14 protein-coding genes are annotated in these 16229 nt (G+C 74.9%); 12 read left to right on the top strand and 2 right to left on the bottom strand.

Annotated elements, in window-relative coordinates:
* The first annotated feature begins 1179 nt into the window (after positions 1-1179).
* From IAG43_RS05350 to IAG43_RS05340, 3 genes are all read left to right on the top strand, one after another.
* Positions 1180-2034 carry a hypothetical protein gene (locus IAG43_RS05350; protein WP_187739604.1) on the top strand — a complete coding sequence of 285 codons (855 nt, stop codon included), beginning with the start codon at positions 1180-1182 and terminating at the stop codon, positions 2032-2034.
* Entirely contained in the window at positions 2031-3245 is a 1215-nt protein-coding gene (gene mycP / locus IAG43_RS05345) for a type VII secretion-associated serine protease mycosin (RefSeq protein WP_187739603.1), read from the top strand. Before IAG43_RS05350 ends, mycP begins: the two co-directional genes overlap by 4 nt.
* A gap of 383 nt (positions 3246-3628) precedes the next feature.
* Positions 3629-4393: an SseB family protein gene (locus IAG43_RS05340; protein ID WP_187739602.1), complete on the top strand. Its 765-nt coding sequence runs from the start codon at positions 3629-3631 to the stop codon at positions 4391-4393.
* Between the two features lie 114 nt (positions 4394-4507).
* On the opposite strand, the gene IAG43_RS05335 is transcribed toward IAG43_RS05340, so the two are convergent.
* Entirely contained in the window at positions 4508-4885 is a 378-nt protein-coding gene (locus IAG43_RS05335) for a DUF1844 domain-containing protein (RefSeq protein ID WP_187739601.1), read from the bottom strand.
* A gap of 352 nt (positions 4886-5237) precedes the next feature.
* Between IAG43_RS05335 and infC the strand changes: the two genes are divergently transcribed.
* The 9 genes from infC (at position 5238) to IAG43_RS05290 (ending at position 15241) form a co-directional block, all read left to right on the top strand.
* The gene (infC, locus tag IAG43_RS05330) at positions 5238-5903 is read left to right on the top strand and encodes a translation initiation factor IF-3 (RefSeq protein ID WP_187739600.1); all 666 of its coding nucleotides are present in this window, start codon (positions 5238-5240) and stop codon (positions 5901-5903) included.
* 118 nt (positions 5904-6021) lie between these two features.
* Positions 6022-6216 carry a 50S ribosomal protein L35 gene (gene rpmI / locus IAG43_RS05325; protein ID WP_018848956.1) on the top strand — a complete coding sequence of 65 codons (195 nt, stop codon included), beginning with the start codon at positions 6022-6024 and terminating at the stop codon, positions 6214-6216.
* Between the two features lie 101 nt (positions 6217-6317).
* Entirely contained in the window at positions 6318-6701 is a 384-nt protein-coding gene (rplT, locus tag IAG43_RS05320) for a 50S ribosomal protein L20 (protein ID WP_016642495.1), read from the top strand.
* Between the two features lie 182 nt (positions 6702-6883).
* Positions 6884-7711: a TrmH family RNA methyltransferase gene (locus IAG43_RS05315; protein ID WP_187739599.1), complete on the top strand. Its 828-nt coding sequence runs from the start codon at positions 6884-6886 to the stop codon at positions 7709-7711.
* Between the two features lie 135 nt (positions 7712-7846).
* On the top strand, positions 7847-8965 hold the full coding sequence (locus IAG43_RS05310; RefSeq protein ID WP_187739598.1) for a sensor histidine kinase: 1119 nt from the start codon (positions 7847-7849) through the stop codon (positions 8963-8965).
* A gap of 136 nt (positions 8966-9101) precedes the next feature.
* Complete coding sequence (gene pheS / locus IAG43_RS05305) at positions 9102-10223, top strand: phenylalanine--tRNA ligase subunit alpha (RefSeq protein ID WP_187739597.1); 1122 nt, start codon at positions 9102-9104, stop codon at positions 10221-10223.
* A complete protein-coding gene (gene pheT / locus IAG43_RS05300) occupies positions 10223-12739 on the top strand; it encodes a phenylalanine--tRNA ligase subunit beta (protein WP_187739596.1) in 2517 nt (838 codons plus the stop codon). Before pheS ends, pheT begins: the two co-directional genes overlap by 1 nt.
* 582 nt (positions 12740-13321) lie before the next feature.
* Positions 13322-14659, top strand: a complete 1338-nt coding sequence (locus IAG43_RS05295) for an NsdA family TPR-like regulatory protein (protein ID WP_187739595.1) — start codon at positions 13322-13324, stop codon at positions 14657-14659.
* A 51-nt stretch (positions 14660-14710) separates the two neighbouring features.
* The gene (locus IAG43_RS05290; protein WP_187739594.1) at positions 14711-15241 is read left to right on the top strand and encodes an NUDIX domain-containing protein; all 531 of its coding nucleotides are present in this window, start codon (positions 14711-14713) and stop codon (positions 15239-15241) included.
* A 72-nt stretch (positions 15242-15313) separates the two neighbouring features.
* Here the strand turns inward: IAG43_RS05290 and IAG43_RS05285 are convergent, their stop codons facing one another.
* The gene (locus IAG43_RS05285) at positions 15314-16174 is read right to left on the bottom strand and encodes a 3-hydroxybutyryl-CoA dehydrogenase (protein WP_187739593.1); all 861 of its coding nucleotides are present in this window, start codon (positions 16172-16174) and stop codon (positions 15314-15316) included.
* Positions 16175-16229: the final 55 nt, after the last annotated feature.

Below are 16229 nucleotides of genomic sequence, written 5' to 3'. Positions count from 1 at the left end.
GGTCCGTCCACGCCGGCACCCCCGGCCGGCGCGGCCCCGTCCCGCACCGCACCGCCGCGCGTCCCCGTACAGCCGGCCGCCCCGGCACCGGTCCCGGCGCCCAGTGCCCCCGGTCCCGGCCCGGCCGACGCCACCCCGCCGGCCCGGCCCGCGCCCGTCGCGCAGCGGCGCGCGGCGGCCACAGTTCCCGGGGCGACGCGTGCCCCCGCAACCGCCACGCCCCCGGCGCCTCGCAGGGGTGCGGACGCCCCCTCCTCCGCCGCCGGCCCGTCCGGTTCCGCCCCGGCGTCCGCTCAGGCTCCGACCGCTCCCGCCGGAGGGCCGCAGGCGCCGGCGGCCGGCGACACGAACGCGCCCGCCCCGCAGCAGAGCGCCGACGCCCCCGCGGCTCCGTCCTCCCCGCCCGGGGGGCCGACCGCCCGGCCGTCGGCGTCCCCGACCGCCTCGACGCCCGCCGCACCGCCGGTGCCGCGGGCCGGTACGCCCGCCCCGGCGCACACGCCGTCCGCGCGCCCCGCTTCCCCTCCGTCCCCGGGGGCCGCGTCCGCCGCACCGGCTCCCGCCCGGGTGCCCGCGCCGTCACCCGGAGCGCGGCCCGGTCCGTCCGCTCCCGCACCCCGCCGTCCCGACTCCCCGCCCGTGAACGCCCCCGTTCCGCCCGCTCCCGCGGCGCCGCCCGCGTCCTCCGTGCCCGCACCGTCCGTGCCCGCGCCCTCCACGCCGCGTACCGCCCCCGCGAGCCCTGTGCGGTCCGCGCCCCAAGCGTCGCCCGCGCCCCCTGCTTCCGCCCCGCCCGTGCCCGTGCCTCCCGCGTCCTCGCCCCCACGTACGGCGCCCGCCGCCGCACCCGCGTCCTCCGCGCCGCCCACCGCCCCCGCGGACCCGGCGCCGCCTGCGCCCACCGCCCCCGCGCCGCCCGCGCCCGCCGCACCGCCGCGGGCGGGTGCCGCGGCGCCCGTCGGTCGGCGGCCCCCGGGCCGGAGCGCTCCTCCCGCCGCGGCGGCGGGCTCCGCCCCCGGGGCCGTTCCCGAGACCGAGACCACCACACGCCTGCGCCCCACCCCGCCCGCTCCGCGGGCCCCGGGCCCGGAGCGCCCGGCCACCCCGCCCGCCTCGGGGAGGCCCGCCGCCGGGTCGGTCCCGCCGGTGCCGCGGCGCAGGCCCGTCGGGTCGGTCGACATGACGCCCCGCCCGGACGCGCCCCGGGCGCCCCTCCACGCGTGGGCGCCGCCCGAGACCCCCGCCGAGATGACCACCCGGCTGCGCCCCGTCAGGCCCCGCCGGCCGGTGCGCACCCTCGGCGCCGTCGCCTGTGTCGTCCTCGGTGTCGGCCTGATCGGCGGCGCCGCCGCCGGTACCTGGCTGACCGGGGACTCCGGTGCCGCCGACGACGAGCGTGCGCGCGACGCCGAGGTACGCACCCTCTGGCACAGCCTCCCGGTGGACACCCTCTTCCCCCGCACCCTGCGCGGCGACGACGCAGGACCGGGCGGCGCCGACCGGGTCTGGAGCCGCGTCGCCGTGGCCCCCGACACCGACTGCGTGAGCGCCCTGGACCCCCTGCTCGCCAGGACCATGGACCAGGTCGGCTGCGTCCGGGTCGTCAGGGCTACCTACACCGACGCCACCGCCAGCAGCGTCACCACCGTCGGGATGGTCTTCACGGAGGCCGAACGGGACGGCATGCTCGCCCTCCACAACCGGTTCACCACCGAAGGGCTCGGCGACCGCCGGGACCTGATGCCCCGCACCCTCCCCGCCGAGGGCACCGTCGCCGCCGGCTTCGGCGACCGGCAGCGGGCCAGCTGGACCGTCGACGTGCTGACCGAGGCGCCCCTCGTCGTCTTCGCCGTCTCCGGGTTCGCCGACGGCCGCGAGGTCCGCGAACCGCAGCCGGCGAGCGACGCCACAGCGGACGGCGTCACCACCGCCGCCGCCCAGGCAGGGCTCGGCCACGACGCCGAAGGCATCGCCGGACTCGTCGAACGAGGGCTGCGCGCCTCCGCCGCCCGGGCCACGGAGAAGCCGGAATGAGACGCCTGCTCCCGCGCCGCGACCGCCTCACCGCCGTCGTCGCCGCCACCGCCTTCGCCGTCCTGCCCGCTGCCACGCCCGCCCACGCGGACGCCATACGCGCCCAGCAGTGGGGCCTGGAGGCCATGCACACCGAGGAGGCGTGGCAGACGACCAAGGGTCGGGGCATCACCGTCGCCGTGCTCGACACCGGCGTCGACGACCAGCACCCCGACCTCGCCGGGTCCGTGCTGCCGGGCAGGGACCTCATCGGTTTCGGCGCCGGGCGCGGCGACGAGCACTGGGCGCGCCACGGCACCGCCATGGCCGGCATCATCGCCGCGCACGGCCACGGACCGGGCCGGGAGTCCGGTGTCCTGGGCATCGCCCCGGAGGCGAAGATCCTTCCGGTGCGGGTGATCCTGGAGGGCAAGGACAAGGCGCGGGACCGTGCCCGCAAGTCGCGCGGCACCGCACTCGCCGAGGGCATCCGCTGGGCGGCCGACCAGGGCGCCGACGTCATCAACCTCTCGCTCGGCGACGACAGCGAGTCCGCCCATCCCGAGCCGGGCGAGGACGCCGCCGTCCAGTACGCCCTCGCCAAGGGCTCCGTCGTCGTCGCCTCGGCGGGCAACGGCGGCGAGAAGGGCGACCGGGTCTCGTACCCGGCCGCCTACCCCGGGGTGATCGCCGTGACGGCGGTCGACCGCTTTGGCACCCACGCGTCCTTCTCCACCCGCCGCTGGTACGCCACGGTCAGCGCCCCCGGGGACGACGTGGTGATCGCCGACCCGGACCGGAAGTACTACCAGGGCTGGGGCACCAGCGCCGCCGCCGCGTTCGTGTCGGGCGCCGTCGCCCTGGTGCGGTCCGCGCACCCGGGTCTGACCCCCGCCCAGATCAAGAAGCTGCTGCGGGACACGGCCCGCGACGCGCCCGAGGGCGGCCGCGACGACTCGTACGGCTACGGCTTCGTGGACCCGGCCGCGGCCATCGCCGCCGGCCGGTCGCTGCGCCCCGCCGACCTGGCGGCGGCCGCGGCGGGCTGGGACAAGCGGTACTTCGGCAACGGCCCGGACCCCGAGGGCGGCGGCGACGACGCGTCCGCACTGCTCGCCCCGGCCGCCGGCGGCCTCGGCATCCTGACCCTCGCCGCGGCCGTCGTCCTCTGGCGCGGCGGCCGCACCTCCCGCTCCGCGCGCGACCGGGGCGACCACGGCACCTACGCCTGAGCCGCCACGCCCCCCTCACCCGCACGCGCCGCCGGCACGGACCGCACCCACCGCGCGCGTGCCGCGCCCGGTGACCGAGCCCGCTCCCGTGGCCCTGCCGACGCACCCGCACCCGCGCCCGCAGCACTGAGCCCGCAGCACTGAGCCCGTCCCGGGCGGCCGCCTCCGCGGCCCGCGTCTGCCGCACCCACCCCTCCGCGCGACCCCGCGAAGGCCGGACGCACCCGCTCCCGCCCCGAGGGCGAGCCCGCGAAAGCCGGACGCCACCCGCTCCCGCCCCGAGGGGCGAGCCCCACCCCGACGGGCCGGCCCGTCCCGGCCGGCCCGTCCGGACCGCCCGGCCCCGCGCGGGAAGGCGTCGCGGAGCGGGCTACGCTCGACCCGTGGCGCTCAAGAACATCCCTGACCCCGGTTTCTCCGACGACGACGGCACCGCCGACCCCGCCCTGGAGGCGGCGCTCGCCGACTGGGCGGCCGACGGCGCTGCCGAGCCGGCCGTCCTCACCGCGCTCAAGGGCGCGCGTCTCCTCGTCCCCGTCGTCGCCGTCCTCGGCGAGGTCGAGACGGACGGCAACGGGCTGCGCCGCGAGAAGACCAGCGACATGGCCGTTCCCACCCTCACCGCCGGCGGCCGCCGGGCGCTGCCGGTCTTCAGCTCGACCGCCTCCCTCGCCCGCTGGGACCCCGAGGCCCGCCCCGTCGCCGTGCCGCTGCACCAGGCGCTCCAGGCCGCCGCCCACGAGAAGGCCGACACCGTCGTGCTGGACCTCGCCGGCCCCGTCCCGTACCAGCTCAGCGGTCCTGCGCTGCTGGCCCTCGCGGAGGGACGCACCAGCACCGACCCGCTCGCCGACCCGGCCGTCACCGAGGCGCTGCGCAGCACGCTGGCCGCCGAACCGGCCGTGCTGCGGGCCCACCTCGTGCCCGGCCGGGCGACCGACGGCACGCTGGCCCTGGTGCTGGCGCCGGACGCGCCGCCCGCGGAGGCGGGCCGCCGGGTCGCCGAGGCGCTGGCCGCCCACGACGTGCTGAGGGCCCGCCTGGTGCGGGGACTCGACCTGGCACTGCTGCCTGCCGAGGCCGCCGCTCCGGGCGAGCCCTTGTACGTGCGGGACCACCGGGGCACGGCGCCGGACACGGCGTCCTGACCGCACCGGACGCGCCGGGTCCCGACCGCACCGGACGCCCGGCGTCCTGACCTCAACGCACGCACGCGGGGTCCGCACCCCCGGAGGGTGCGGACCCCGCGACGCGTCCGGTCGTCAGCCGTAGACCGGACCGGTGTACTTCTCGCCGGGGCCCTGGCCGGGCTCGTCCGGGACGATCGACGCCTCGCGGAACGCGAGCTGGAGGGACTTGAGCCCGTCCCGCAGCGGCGCCGCGTGGAACGAGCTGATCTCGGTGGCGCCGGCGTCGAGCAGCCCGGCCAGCGCGTGGACCAGCTTGCGGGCCTCGTCGAGGTCCTTGTGGTCCTCCGCGTCCTCGGTCAGCCCGAGCTTGACGGCGGCGGCGCTCATCAGATTGACCGCGACCGTGACGATCACCTCGACGGCCGGGACCTCGGCGATGTCACGCGTCATGGCGTCGAAGTCGGGTCCCGGGGTTCCGGTGGATTCATGGGGGGAGGTCGCGTCACTCATGACGCACACGATATGCCCCGGCCGCGGCGGCCCCGCCGCGGCCGCCGGTTAGCCGCATCCCCGGGGAGCTGCTAACCTTGTGTGACGACCGGCTGGACATCTCTGTGTCCGGCCCACAAGTGGAGGCTCCGATCTCCCACCTGGCCGCCCTCCGGGCGGCGGGTCACCGGTCAGGCGGCGCCCATCGTTCCGTACGGACGATGGAAGTCGCCCGATGTGCGCCCCGCGACGTGTCGCGGCGGTGCTCCGGTAATCGAGGAGCATCCGCCTGTGTCCCGTCCGGGGCATTTTTCATGTTCCGGCGCGGTTGGTCTGACGAAACAGACGTTACGCGGCTGTCTGCCAGGCTGTCGTGTGGTGCTACTTAGGAGGATCCATCAGCGCCGAGCCCCGCATCAACGACCGGATTCGCGTTCCCGAGGTGCGACTTGTCGGTCCCAGCGGCGAGCAGGTCGGGATTGTTCCGCTTGCCAAGGCCCTGGAGCTTGCGCAGGAGTACGACCTCGACCTGGTCGAGGTCGCGGCGAACGCCCGCCCGCCCGTGTGCAAGCTCATGGACTACGGGAAGTTCAAGTACGAGTCGGCCATGAAGGCCCGTGAGGCGCGCAAGAACCAGGCGCACACGGTCATCAAGGAAATGAAGCTCCGGCCGAAGATCGATCCGCACGACTACGACACCAAGAAGGGTCACGTCGTCCGGTTCCTCAAGCAGGGCGACAAGGTCAAGATCACGATCATGTTCCGTGGTCGTGAGCAGTCCCGCCCCGAACTCGGCTTCCGTCTGCTGCAGCGTCTCGCGGCCGACGTCGAGGACCTCGGCTTCATCGAGTCGAACCCGAAGCAGGACGGCCGGAACATGATCATGGTTCTCGGCCCGCACAAGAAGAAGACCGAGGCCATGGCCGAGGCGCGTGAGGCCCAGGCCGCACGCAAGGCCGAGCGCCAGGGCTCGGCGGACCAGGGCCCCGAGGCTCCGGCCGAGTCCGACGCCCCGGCCGACACACCCTCCGAGGCGTGACCCGAGGGGCCGCCCCGCGGCGGCCCCGGTCGGGCCCGGAACCCCAACCACGATCTGACGCTCCCGCTGTCCGGTGTTCGCACCGGGGGAGCGCCACTGATGAGGAGATAACGGCGCGATGCCGAAGAACAAGACGCACAGCGGTGCCAAGAAGCGCTTCAAGATCACCGGCTCCGGCAAGGTGCTCCGCGAGCGCGCCGGCAAGCGCCACCTGCTCGAGCACAAGTCGTCCCGTCTGACGCGCCGCCTCACCGGCAACGCCGAGATGGCCCCGGGCGACGCCGCGAAGATCAAGAAGCTTCTCGGCAAGTGACGTCCTCCGTCCCCGCACGGGGACGGGACGCCGAGACCGGGACCTATTCGTTTCCGGGCCGTGTGATCACCGACCACGGCCCCGCTACAAGGAGTTAACACGTGGCACGCGTCAAGCGGGCAGTCAACGCCCACAAGAAGCGCCGGGCGATCCTCGAGCAGGCCAGCGGCTACCGCGGTCAGCGTTCGCGCCTGTACCGCAAGGCCAAGGAGCAGGTCACCCACTCCCTGGTCTACAACTACAACGACCGCAAGAAGCGCAAGGGCGACTTCCGTCAGCTGTGGATCCAGCGCATCAACGCCGCTGCCCGCGCCAACGGCATCACCTACAACCGCTTCATCCAGGGTCTGAAGGCCGCCAACATCGAGGTGGACCGCAAGATCCTCGCCGAGCTCGCGGTCAACGACGCCAACGCGTTCGCGGCTCTCGTCGAGGTCGCCCAGAAGGCGCTCCCGAGCGACGTCAACGCCCCCAAGGCCGCCTGACGCCTCATCGAGCCGACCGGACCCGCAGGCCGCCCGCCTGCGGGTCCGGCGCGTTTGGTCCCGGACGGACGCCCCGGACAGCCACCCCGTCCGGACGCCCCCACCGGCCGGGCGCCACGCCCAGCCGCCCCCGGACAGCCACCGCCCGACCAGCCCGACCAGTGAGAGAGCCCAAGGCGCACATGCCCACCCCCGAGCTGATCTCCCCGCGCTCCCCCCGAGTGACCGCCGCCCGGCGGCTCGCCAAGCGGAACTTCCGCGGCAAGGACCGGCTGTTCATCGCCGAGGGCCCGCAGGCCGTCCGCGAGGCCGTCGCCCACCGCGGTCCCACCGGGGAGCCCACCCTCGTCGAGCTGTTCACCACCGTGGAGGCCGCCGAGCGGTACGACGGCATCGTCCGGGCTGCGCTCGACGCCGGAGCCCGGGTGCACCACGCCTCCGACGCGGTCCTCGCCGAGGTGTCCCAGACCGTCACCCCGCAGGGCCTGGTCGGTGTCTGCCGCTTCCTCGACTCGCCGTTCGAGGACATCCTCGCCGCCGGACCCCGGCTCGTCGCCGTCCTCGCCAACGTCCGCGACCCCGGGAACGCCGGCACCGTGCTGCGCTGCGCCGATGCCGCGGGAGCCGACGCCGTGGTGCTCACCGACGCCTCGGTCGACCTGTACAACCCCAAGTCGGTCCGTGCCTCGGTCGGTTCGCACTTCCATCTGCCGGTCGCCGTCGGCGTCCCCGTGGAGACGGCCGTCCAGGGCCTGAAGGGCGCCGGAGTGCGTGTCCTGGCCGCCGACGGCGCGGGCGAGCACGACCTCGACGACGAGCTCGACAGCGGCACCATGGGCGGACCGACCGCCTGGATCTTCGGCAACGAGGCCTGGGGCCTCCCGGAGGAGACCCGCGCCCTCGCCGACGCCGTGGTGCGCGTCCCCATCCACGGAAAGGCCGAGTCCCTGAACCTGGCGACCGCCGCCGCCGTATGTCTCTACGCCTCGGCGCGGGCGCAGCGGGCGTGACGGCTCGCACGGCCGGACCGGGGCGTGGGCCGGACCGGGCCGGGACCACTCGCTCAGGGGGTCCGCCGCGTCACTTTCAGCTAGTAGGGTGACGGACTCGGGCCCACTCGGCAGCCGAGAGGTGGGATACGGGGCATGACCGTGGGGATCAGCAGGCACGGCCGGCCGGACGCCGGACCGCGCCCCGCCGGCGCCGTCGGCGCGTCCGCGCTCCACCCCGACGACCTCCCCGACGGGCTGGTCGTCGCCGACGAGAGCGGACGGGTCGTCTGCTTCAACGAGGCCGCGGCCCGCATCACCGCCGTCGCCCGGGCCGACGCCATCGGCGCGCCCCTGGAACACGCCCTGCCGCTGGAGGACCTCAAGGGCCGCCGCTGGTGGACCATGACCGATCCCTACGGCGGCCTCGCCATCCGCACGGGCCAGCCCGAGCGCAACCTGCTGCTTCCCGGCGGCCGGGAGGTCCTCGTCTCGGCGCGCTACGTCCGGGACGTCCCCACCGGGCCCGTGCGCCGGCTCGTGGTCAGCCTGCGCGGCACCGAGGCACGCCGCCGTACCGAGCGCAGCCACGCGGAGCTGATCGCGACCGTCGCCCACGAGCTGCGTTCCCCGCTCACCTCGGTCAAGGGCTTCACGGCGACCCTGCTCGCCAAGTGGGAGCGGTTCACCGACGACCAGAAGCGGCTGATGCTGGAGACCGTCGACGCGGACGCCGGCCGCATCTCCCGGCTCATCGCGGAGCTCCTCGACATCTCCCGCATCGACTCGGGCCGCCTGGAGGTGCGCCGCCAGCGGGTGGACATGCCCGCGGCCGTCGCGCGCCACGTCCAGGCGCACATCGCCGGCGGAAAGGCGCCCGACCGGTTCGCGGTCCGCATCCGTCCCGGGCTGCCGGATCTGTGGGCCGACCCCGACAAGGTCGACCAGGTCCTCGGCAACCTGCTCGAAAATGCGGTGCGGCACGGCGAGGGAACCGTCACCATCGAGGTGGCGCCGGCATCGGCGGACGACGACGAGAAGGGCACGGCTGTCACCGTGAGCGACCAGGGCCCCGGCATCCCCGAGGAGTCGATGGGCCGCGTCTTCACCCGCTTCTGGCGGGGGAGCAAGCGCGGTGGCACCGGTCTGGGCCTGTACATCGTCAAGGGCATCGTCGAGGCGCACGGCGGGACGATCACCGTCGGCCGGGGACCCGGCGGCGGCGCCGAGTTCCGATTTATCCTGCCCGTCGGCACTCCGGCCCACCTCCTCTAGCGAGCGCCGGGCGGCCCACGGGCTCATTCGACACCCCCCACCCCGTTAGACTCGGCCTTTGGCACCTTTGCGTCCTCGGTCGTCCCCGGTCGACGTGCGGGGTCCCCAGCCAGCCCATTCGGAAGTACGGGAAGAGATGTCCGCACCCAATAAGTCGTACGACCCTGTTGAGGTCGAGGCACTGAAACCGGAAGAGATCGAGCGCATGCGGGACGAGGCGTTCGCCGCCTTCGCCGCCGCCGACTCACTCGACGCGCTCGCCCACGCGAAGACCGCGCACACCGGTGGCACCTCGCCGCTCTCCCTCGCCAACCGCGAGATCGGCGCGCTGCCGCCGCAGGCCAAGGCCGAGGCCGGCAAGCGCGTGGGCCAGGCCCGCGGCGCCGTCAGCAAGGCGCTCGCCGCCCGCCAGGCCGAGCTGGAGGCCGAGCGCGACGCCCGGGTGCTCGTCGAGGAGGCCGTGGACGTCACGCTCCGCCACGACCGCCTCCCGGCCGGTGCCCGCCACCCGCTGACCACGCTCTCCGAGCGCATCGAGGACGTCTTCGTCGCCATGGGCTACGAGGTCGCCGAAGGCCCTCAGGCCGAAGCCGAGTGGTTCAACTTCGACGCGCTCAACATCGGGCCGGACCACCCCGCCCGCGGCGAGGCCGACACCTTCTTCGTGCAGGACGCCGAAGGCGGTGCCGACTCCGGCGTGGTGCTGCGCACCCACACCTCGCCCGTGCAGATCCGCTCGCTGATCGACCGCGAGCCGCCGGTCTACGTGATCTGCCCCGGCCGCGTGTACCGCACCGACGAGCTGGACGCCACCCACACCCCCGTCTTCCACCAGGTCGAGCTGCTCGCCGTCGACGAGGGGCTGACCATGGCCGACCTCAAGGGCACCCTCGACCACATGGTCCAGGCGCTGTTCGGCGAGGGCATGAAGACCCGGCTGCGGCCCAACTTCTTCCCCTTCACCGAGCCGTCCGCCGAGATGGACATGGTCTGCTACGTCTGCCGCGGCGAGTCCGTCGGCAACCCCGACCGGCCCTGCCGCACCTGCTCCAGCGAGGGCTGGATCGAGCTCGGCGGCTGCGGCATGGTCAACCCCAAGGTGCTCGTCGCCTGCGGTGTGGACCCGCAGCGGTACAGCGGATTCGCCTTCGGGTTCGGCATCGAGCGGATGCTGATGTTCCGCCACAACGTCGAGGACATGCGAGACATGGTCGAGGGTGACGTCCGGTTCACCCGGCCGTTCGGGATGGAGATCTGATGCGCGTCCCGCTTTCCTGGCTGCGGGAGTACGTCGACCTGCCGGCGACGGAGACCGGCCGCGACGTCCAGGCCCGGCTCATCGCCGCCGGCCTCGAGGTCGAGACCGTCGAGCAGCTCGGCGCCGGCCTCAAGGGCCCCCTCGTCGTCGGCCAGGTGCTGACCATCGAGGAGCTGGAGGGCTTCAAGAAGCCCATCCGCTTCTGCACCGTCGACGTCGGCGCCGCCAACGGCACCGGCGAACCGCAGGAGCTCGTCTGCGGCGCCCGCAACTTCGCCGTCGGGGACAAGGTCGTCGTGGTCCTCCCCGGCGCCGTGCTGCCCGGCGACTTCGCCATCGCCGCGCGCAAGACGTACGGCCGGACCTCGCACGGCATGATCTGCTCGGGCGACGAGCTCGGCATGGGCGACGACGGCACCGGCGGCATCGTCGTGCTCCCGCCGGAGCACGAGGTGGGCACCGACGCGATCGAGCTCCTGGAGCTCGTCGACGAGGTCCTCGACATCGCCGTCACCCCGGACCGCGGCTACGCGCTGTCGATGCGCGGCGTCGCCCGCGAGGCGGCCACCGCCTACGGGCTCCCGCTGCGCGACCCCGCGCTGCTCGACGTCCCCGCGCCCAACGCCCACGGCTACCCGGTCAAGGTCACCGACCCGGTCGGCTGCGACAGCTTCACCGCGCGCACCGTCGTCGGCCTGGAGCCCGAGGCCCGCTCGCCGATCTGGCTCCGGCGCAGGCTGCAGAAGGCCGGCATGCGGCCCATCTCGCTGGCCGTGGACGTCACCAACTACGTGATGCTCGAACTCGGACAGCCGCTGCACGCCTACGACCGCGGCCGTCTCGACGGGCCGATCGGCGTCCGCCGGGCCGAGCAGGGCGAGAAGCTGACCACCCTCGACGGCACCGAGCGGGTCCTCGACGCCGAGGACCTCGTCATCACCGACGACCGCGGTCCCATCGGCCTCGCGGGCGTCATGGGCGGAGCCGACACCGAGATCGCCGACCACGACGACACCACCGGTGCCAGCACCGAGGTCGTCATCGAGGCCGCGCACTTCGACCCGGTCGCCATCGCCCGCACCGCGCGCCGGCACCGCCTCTCCTCCGAGGCGTCCAAGCGCTTCGAGCGGGGCGTCGACCCGCGCGCCGCGGCCGCCGCCGCGCAGCGCACCGTCGACCTTCTGGTGCTGCTCGCGGGCGGCACCGCCGAGGCCGGCGTCACCCAGATCACCGCCCCGCGCGCGCCGCGCACCGTCGCGATGCCCGCGGACCACCCCGACCGGGTGGCGGGCGTGGCGTACGGCCGCGAGGTCGTCGTCCGCCGCCTCCAGGAGGTCGGCTGCGGCGTCCAGGGCCAGGACGACCTGATCGTCACCGTGCCCTCGTGGCGGCCCGACCTCGCGGCGCCGAACGACCTCGCCGAAGAGGTCATCCGGCTGGAGGGCTACGAGAACCTGCCCTCGACGCTGCCCACCCCGCCGTCGGGCCGCGGGCTCACCGCCCGCCAGCGGCTGCACCGCAGGGTCGGCCGCGCCCTGGCCGGCGCCGGCTACGTCGAGGCGCTGAACTACCCCTTCATCGGGGAGCAGGCCCTCGACCAGCTCGGGCTGGACGCCGGCGACGACCGCCGCAGGACGGTCCGGCTGGCCAACCCGATCTCCGACGAGGAGCCGTCGCTGCGCACGACGCTGCTGCCGGGGCTGCTCGCCGCCCTGCGCCGCAACGACGGACGGGGAAGCCACGACCTGGCCCTCTTCGAGACCGGCCTGGTCTTCCGCCCGACGGGCGACGAGCGGCCGGCGGCCACCCCGCCGGTGGACCGTCGTCCCACGGACGCGGAGATCGCCGCGCTGAACGCCTCCCTGCCGCCCCAGCCGCGCCGTGTCGCGGTCGTCCTCGCGGGGGCCCGCGAGCTCGACGGCTGGTGGGGCACGGGCCGTCCGGTCTCCTGGGCGGACGCGATCGAGGCGGCGCGCGTCGTTGCCCGTGAGGCCGGTGTCGAGCTCGACGTGCGGGCCGACCGGCACGAGCCGTGGCACCCGGGGCGCTGCGCCGCCCTGTACGTCCGCGCCGACGGCGAGGACCTCCTCCTCGGCCACGCGGGCGAGCTGCACCCGCGGGTCGTCAAGGCGCTGCACCTGCCGGAGCGCACCTGCGCGATGGAGCTGGAACTCGACCGGCTGGAGCGCGCGTCGGAGGGCGTCGTCCTTCAGGCGCCGCGGATCTCCACCTTCCCGGTGGCCACCCAGGACGTCGCGCTGATCGTCGGCGACGAGGTCCCGGCCGCCGAGGTCGAGACCGCCCTGCGCGAGGGCGCCGGTGACCTGCTGGAGTCCCTGCGGCTGTTCGACGTCTTCGTCGGAGAGCAGATCGGCGAGGGCCGCAAGTCCCTCGCCTACGCCCTGCGCTTCCGCGCGCCGGACCGCACGCTGACCGTCGACGAGGCGTCGGCCGCGCGGGACGCGGCGGTGGCGCTCGCGGCGGAACGCACCGGAGCGACGCTGCGCGGCGCCTGACCCCGCCCGTGTGCCGTCGAAGGCGCGCCCGGTCCTCCCGACCGGGCGCGCCTTCGGCGTGTGCGGGGTCCGCCGGCGTCCGGCATGTGGGGGCGCCGCGCGGAGCACGGTACGGGTCCGGGTGGTGTGCGGTGCTCGTGCGGGGGCTCGGCTTCCCGTGCGGTGCGCTGCCCGTGTGCGCGGCGCCTTCGCGGGGGCGCTGCCCCCGAGCCCCCGCGCCTCGATCGCCGGCGGGGGTGGATTCGTGCGGGGAAGCGCCCCGGTGACCGGCACCCCCCGAGGAGTGCCGGTCACCGGGGCGGAGCCGGTCGCCGCGGCCCGGCGGCGACCGGCGGGGCGCCGCCCGCCCTGCCGCGGAGTGTCGGGCAGATCCGGCCGGGCGGGCGGCGCGGGGGAGGGGCCGCCGTACTGTACGAGGGGGAGCCGGCGGCCCGGACGCCTCGAGAAGGAGGCAGTTCAGTCAAGCGGTGCCCGCCCCGCGCCGGGAGCGTGCGCAAGCCGGGGAAAAGCGCACTTGTTTCACACCCCGTGCGAATCGTCCTCTACTACGCTGAGGCGACCGAAGCACCCCGGAGGGGGCCCATGGAGCCCAACACCCTGCTCGACGCGCTGCTCGACGAAGCGGGCGTCTCGCACGCCGGTCTGGCGGCCCGGGTCAACCGGGCCGGACGGGCCCGCGGTCTCGCCCTGCGGTACGAACACACCGCGGTGGCCCGCTGGTTGAAGGGGCAGCGGCCGCGCGGCCAGGTGCCCGACCTGATCTGCGAGGTGCTCTCGGCCCGGCTCCGGCGGCAGGTGACCCTCGGCGACGTCGGTCTGGGCGCCGGCGGCCCCGGTGCGGCGACGCCTTCCTCGCTGTCGGGCTTCGTGGACCGGGCCAGCGCCCTGTGGCGGTCGGACCAGCAGCAGCGCCCCCACGTCATCGGTGTGGCCGCGGTCACCGGGACGTCCGCGGTGATGCCGGTCTGGGAGTGGGAGAACCCGCCGGAGGACGCCGACGTGTCCCGGGAGGGAGCCGCCCGGGTCCGTACGGCCGACATCGAGATGCTGCGCGCCGCCCGCGCGCACTACGAGCTCATGTACCGCAGGACGGGCGGCATCGCGACCCGCGCCCGGGTGGTCGGCTTCCTGAACGCCGAGGCGGCCCCGCTGCTGCGCGGTTCCTACCCGGACGCGCTCGGACGGCAGCTGCACCGCGCCACCGGTGCGCTGGTCGCGGTCGCCGGGATCTGCGCGTACGACTCCGACGCGCAGGGGCTGGCGCAGCGCTACTTCCACCAGGCGCTGCGGCTCGCGAAGGCCAGCGGCGACCGGGGGCTCGGCGCGTACGTGGTCGCGCTGCTGGTCAACCAGTCGCTGTGCATGTCGGAGCACCGGCAGGCGGTGGCGTTCGCCGAGGCCGCGCTGCGGTCCGCGGGGCGCCGCATCACGCCCGCGCTCGCCGCCGATCTGTACGCCATGCAGGCCAAGGCGTACGCGCATCTCGGCGACGGCCCGAGCGCGCTGGCCTGCATCCGCGGCGCGGAGGCGGAGGCCGGGCGGATCCGGCCGGGGCACGAACCGGAGGAGACCGGCTATGTGCAGCCGGGGCTGGTGGACGTCCAGGTGGCCGAGGCGCTGCTGGCGCTGGGAGATCTCACGGCGGCGCGGGAGCACGCCACCGCGGCCGTCGGCACCCCGGCGCACGACCGCGGCCGGGTCCACCGGCTGGCCGTGCTGACCCAGACCGAGCTGCGGCACGGCGAGGCGGACCGCGCGGCGCGCACGGCGACGGAGATGGCGGACACGGCCCGGGGCATGGAGTCGCGCAGGCTGCGGGACCGGCTGCGGACGGTGCGCGAGCATCTCGCGACGAGCGGCTGTGCCGACGCGCGGAGCGCGGTCGCCCGCATCGACGGGGCTCTGCGCGTTCCCCTCTGAGCCCGCTCCTGCTGCGATGTCGTCACCTACGTGTCGGAAGGTGGCAGAACCGTGCAGTGGACGAACTTAAGTGAACACACCGTGTACGAGAATCCGTGGTTCCGGGTCAACCTCGCGGATGTCGCGCTCCCGGACGGGCGACACCTGGACCACTTCCTGATCCGGCTGCGCCCCGTCGCCGTCGCGACGGCCGTCAACGAGGCCAACGAGGTGCTGATGCTCTGGCGCCACCGGTTCATCACCGACAGCTGGGGCTGGGAACTCGCGGCCGGGGTGGTCGAGGACGGCGAGGAGACCGCCGCCGCGGCGGCGCGCGAGATGGAGGAGGAGACCGGGTGGCGCCCGGGCCCCCTGCGCCACCTGCTCACCGTCGAACCGTCCAACGGCCTCAGCGACGCCCGCCACCACCTCTACTGGACCGACGAGGCGACCCGCGTCGGCCACCCGCAGGACGACTTCGAGTCCTCCCGCCGCGAGTGGGTCCCGCTCAAGCTGGTGCCCGACATGATCGCCCGCGGCGAGGTCCCGGCCGCCAACATGGCGGCCGGGCTGCTGATGCTCCACCACCTGCGCCTGGGGTGAGCGCCGGGCGCCTGCCCGGCGCCGCCCGCCGGGCAGGCGTGCCCCGTCCCGCGGACGGGCCCGGGGAGCTGGTCAGGAGTAGACGTAGAAGCCGGAGCCCGTCTTGCGGCCCAGCCGGCCCGCGTCCACCATCCGCTGGAGCAGCGGGGGAGCGGCGTACAGCGGCTCCTTGAACTCCGCGTACATCGAGTCCGCGACCGAGGCCACGGTGTCGAGACCGATGAGATCCGACAGCTTCAGCGGCCCCATGGGGTGGGCGCAGCCCATCTCCATGCCGTTGTCGATGTCCTCGCGGCTGGCGATGCCCGACTCGAACATCCGGATCGCCGAGAGCAGGTACGGGATGAGCAGCGCGTTCACCACGAAGCCCGACCGGTCCTGGGCGCGGATCGGGTGCTTGCCCAGCACCTGGAGCACCACGGCCTCGGCCCGCTTGATGGTCTCCTCCGACGTGGTCAGCGCCGGGATGAGCTCCACGAGCTTCTGCACGGGGGCCGGGTTGAAGAAGTGGATGCCGATGACCTGGTCCGGGCGCGAGGTCGCGACGGCCAGCTTCACCAGGGGGATCGAGGAGGTGTTGGAGGCGAGGATCGCGTCCGGCCGGGTCACCACCTGGTCGAGGACCTGGAAGATCTCGGTCTTGACCTGCTCGTTCTCGACGACGGCCTCGATCACCAGGTCGCGGTCGGCGAACTCCCCGAGGTCGGTCGTGAAGGAGAGGCGGGCCAGGGTGGCGTCCCGCTCCTCCTCGGTGATCTTGCCGCGCTCCGCCGCCTTCGTCAGCGAGTTGTGCAGCCGCGTGCGGCCGATCTCCAGCGCCTCGCCCGTGGTCTCGGCCACCATCACCTCGAGGCCGCTGCGGGCGCACACCTCGGCGATGCCGGCGCCCATCTGGCCGCAGCCCACCACTCCGACGCGTGCAATGTCGGCCATTGACTCCGTCACCTCATGCCTTTCGATGGTCTTCGCCCGGTGGGTCCCCCGTATG

It is taken from the genome of Streptomyces genisteinicus (genome assembly GCF_014489615.1).
Classification (GTDB): domain Bacteria; phylum Actinomycetota; class Actinomycetes; order Streptomycetales; family Streptomycetaceae; genus Streptomyces; species Streptomyces genisteinicus.
Note: the sequence above shows the minus strand (reverse complement) of the source record. Positions and strands in the feature narration are given on the sequence as shown.

Bases quoted from the DNA above. Each gene is read 5' to 3' on its own strand.
- IAG43_RS05295 (WP_187739595.1), top strand. From the start codon at position 13,322: ATGGAGCCCAACACCCTGCTCGACGCGCTGCTCGACGAAGCGGGCGTC.
- IAG43_RS05350 (WP_187739604.1), top strand. From the start codon at position 1,180: ATGACGCCCCGCCCGGACGCGCCCCGGGCGCCCCTCCACGCGTGGGCG.
- pheS (WP_187739597.1), top strand. From the start codon at position 9,102: ATGTCCGCACCCAATAAGTCGTACGACCCTGTTGAGGTCGAGGCACTG.
- IAG43_RS05315 (WP_187739599.1), top strand. From the start codon at position 6,884: ATGCCCACCCCCGAGCTGATCTCCCCGCGCTCCCCCCGAGTGACCGCC.
- IAG43_RS05285 (WP_187739593.1), bottom strand. From the start codon at position 16,174: ATGGCCGACATTGCACGCGTCGGAGTGGTGGGCTGCGGCCAGATGGGC.
- pheT (WP_187739596.1), top strand. From the start codon at position 10,223: ATGCGCGTCCCGCTTTCCTGGCTGCGGGAGTACGTCGACCTGCCGGCG.
- mycP (WP_187739603.1), top strand. From the start codon at position 2,031: ATGAGACGCCTGCTCCCGCGCCGCGACCGCCTCACCGCCGTCGTCGCC.
- IAG43_RS05310 (WP_187739598.1), top strand. From the start codon at position 7,847: ATGACCGTGGGGATCAGCAGGCACGGCCGGCCGGACGCCGGACCGCGC.
- rpmI (WP_018848956.1), top strand. From the start codon at position 6,022: ATGCCGAAGAACAAGACGCACAGCGGTGCCAAGAAGCGCTTCAAGATC.
- IAG43_RS05335 (WP_187739601.1), bottom strand. From the start codon at position 4,885: ATGAGTGACGCGACCTCCCCCCATGAATCCACCGGAACCCCGGGACCC.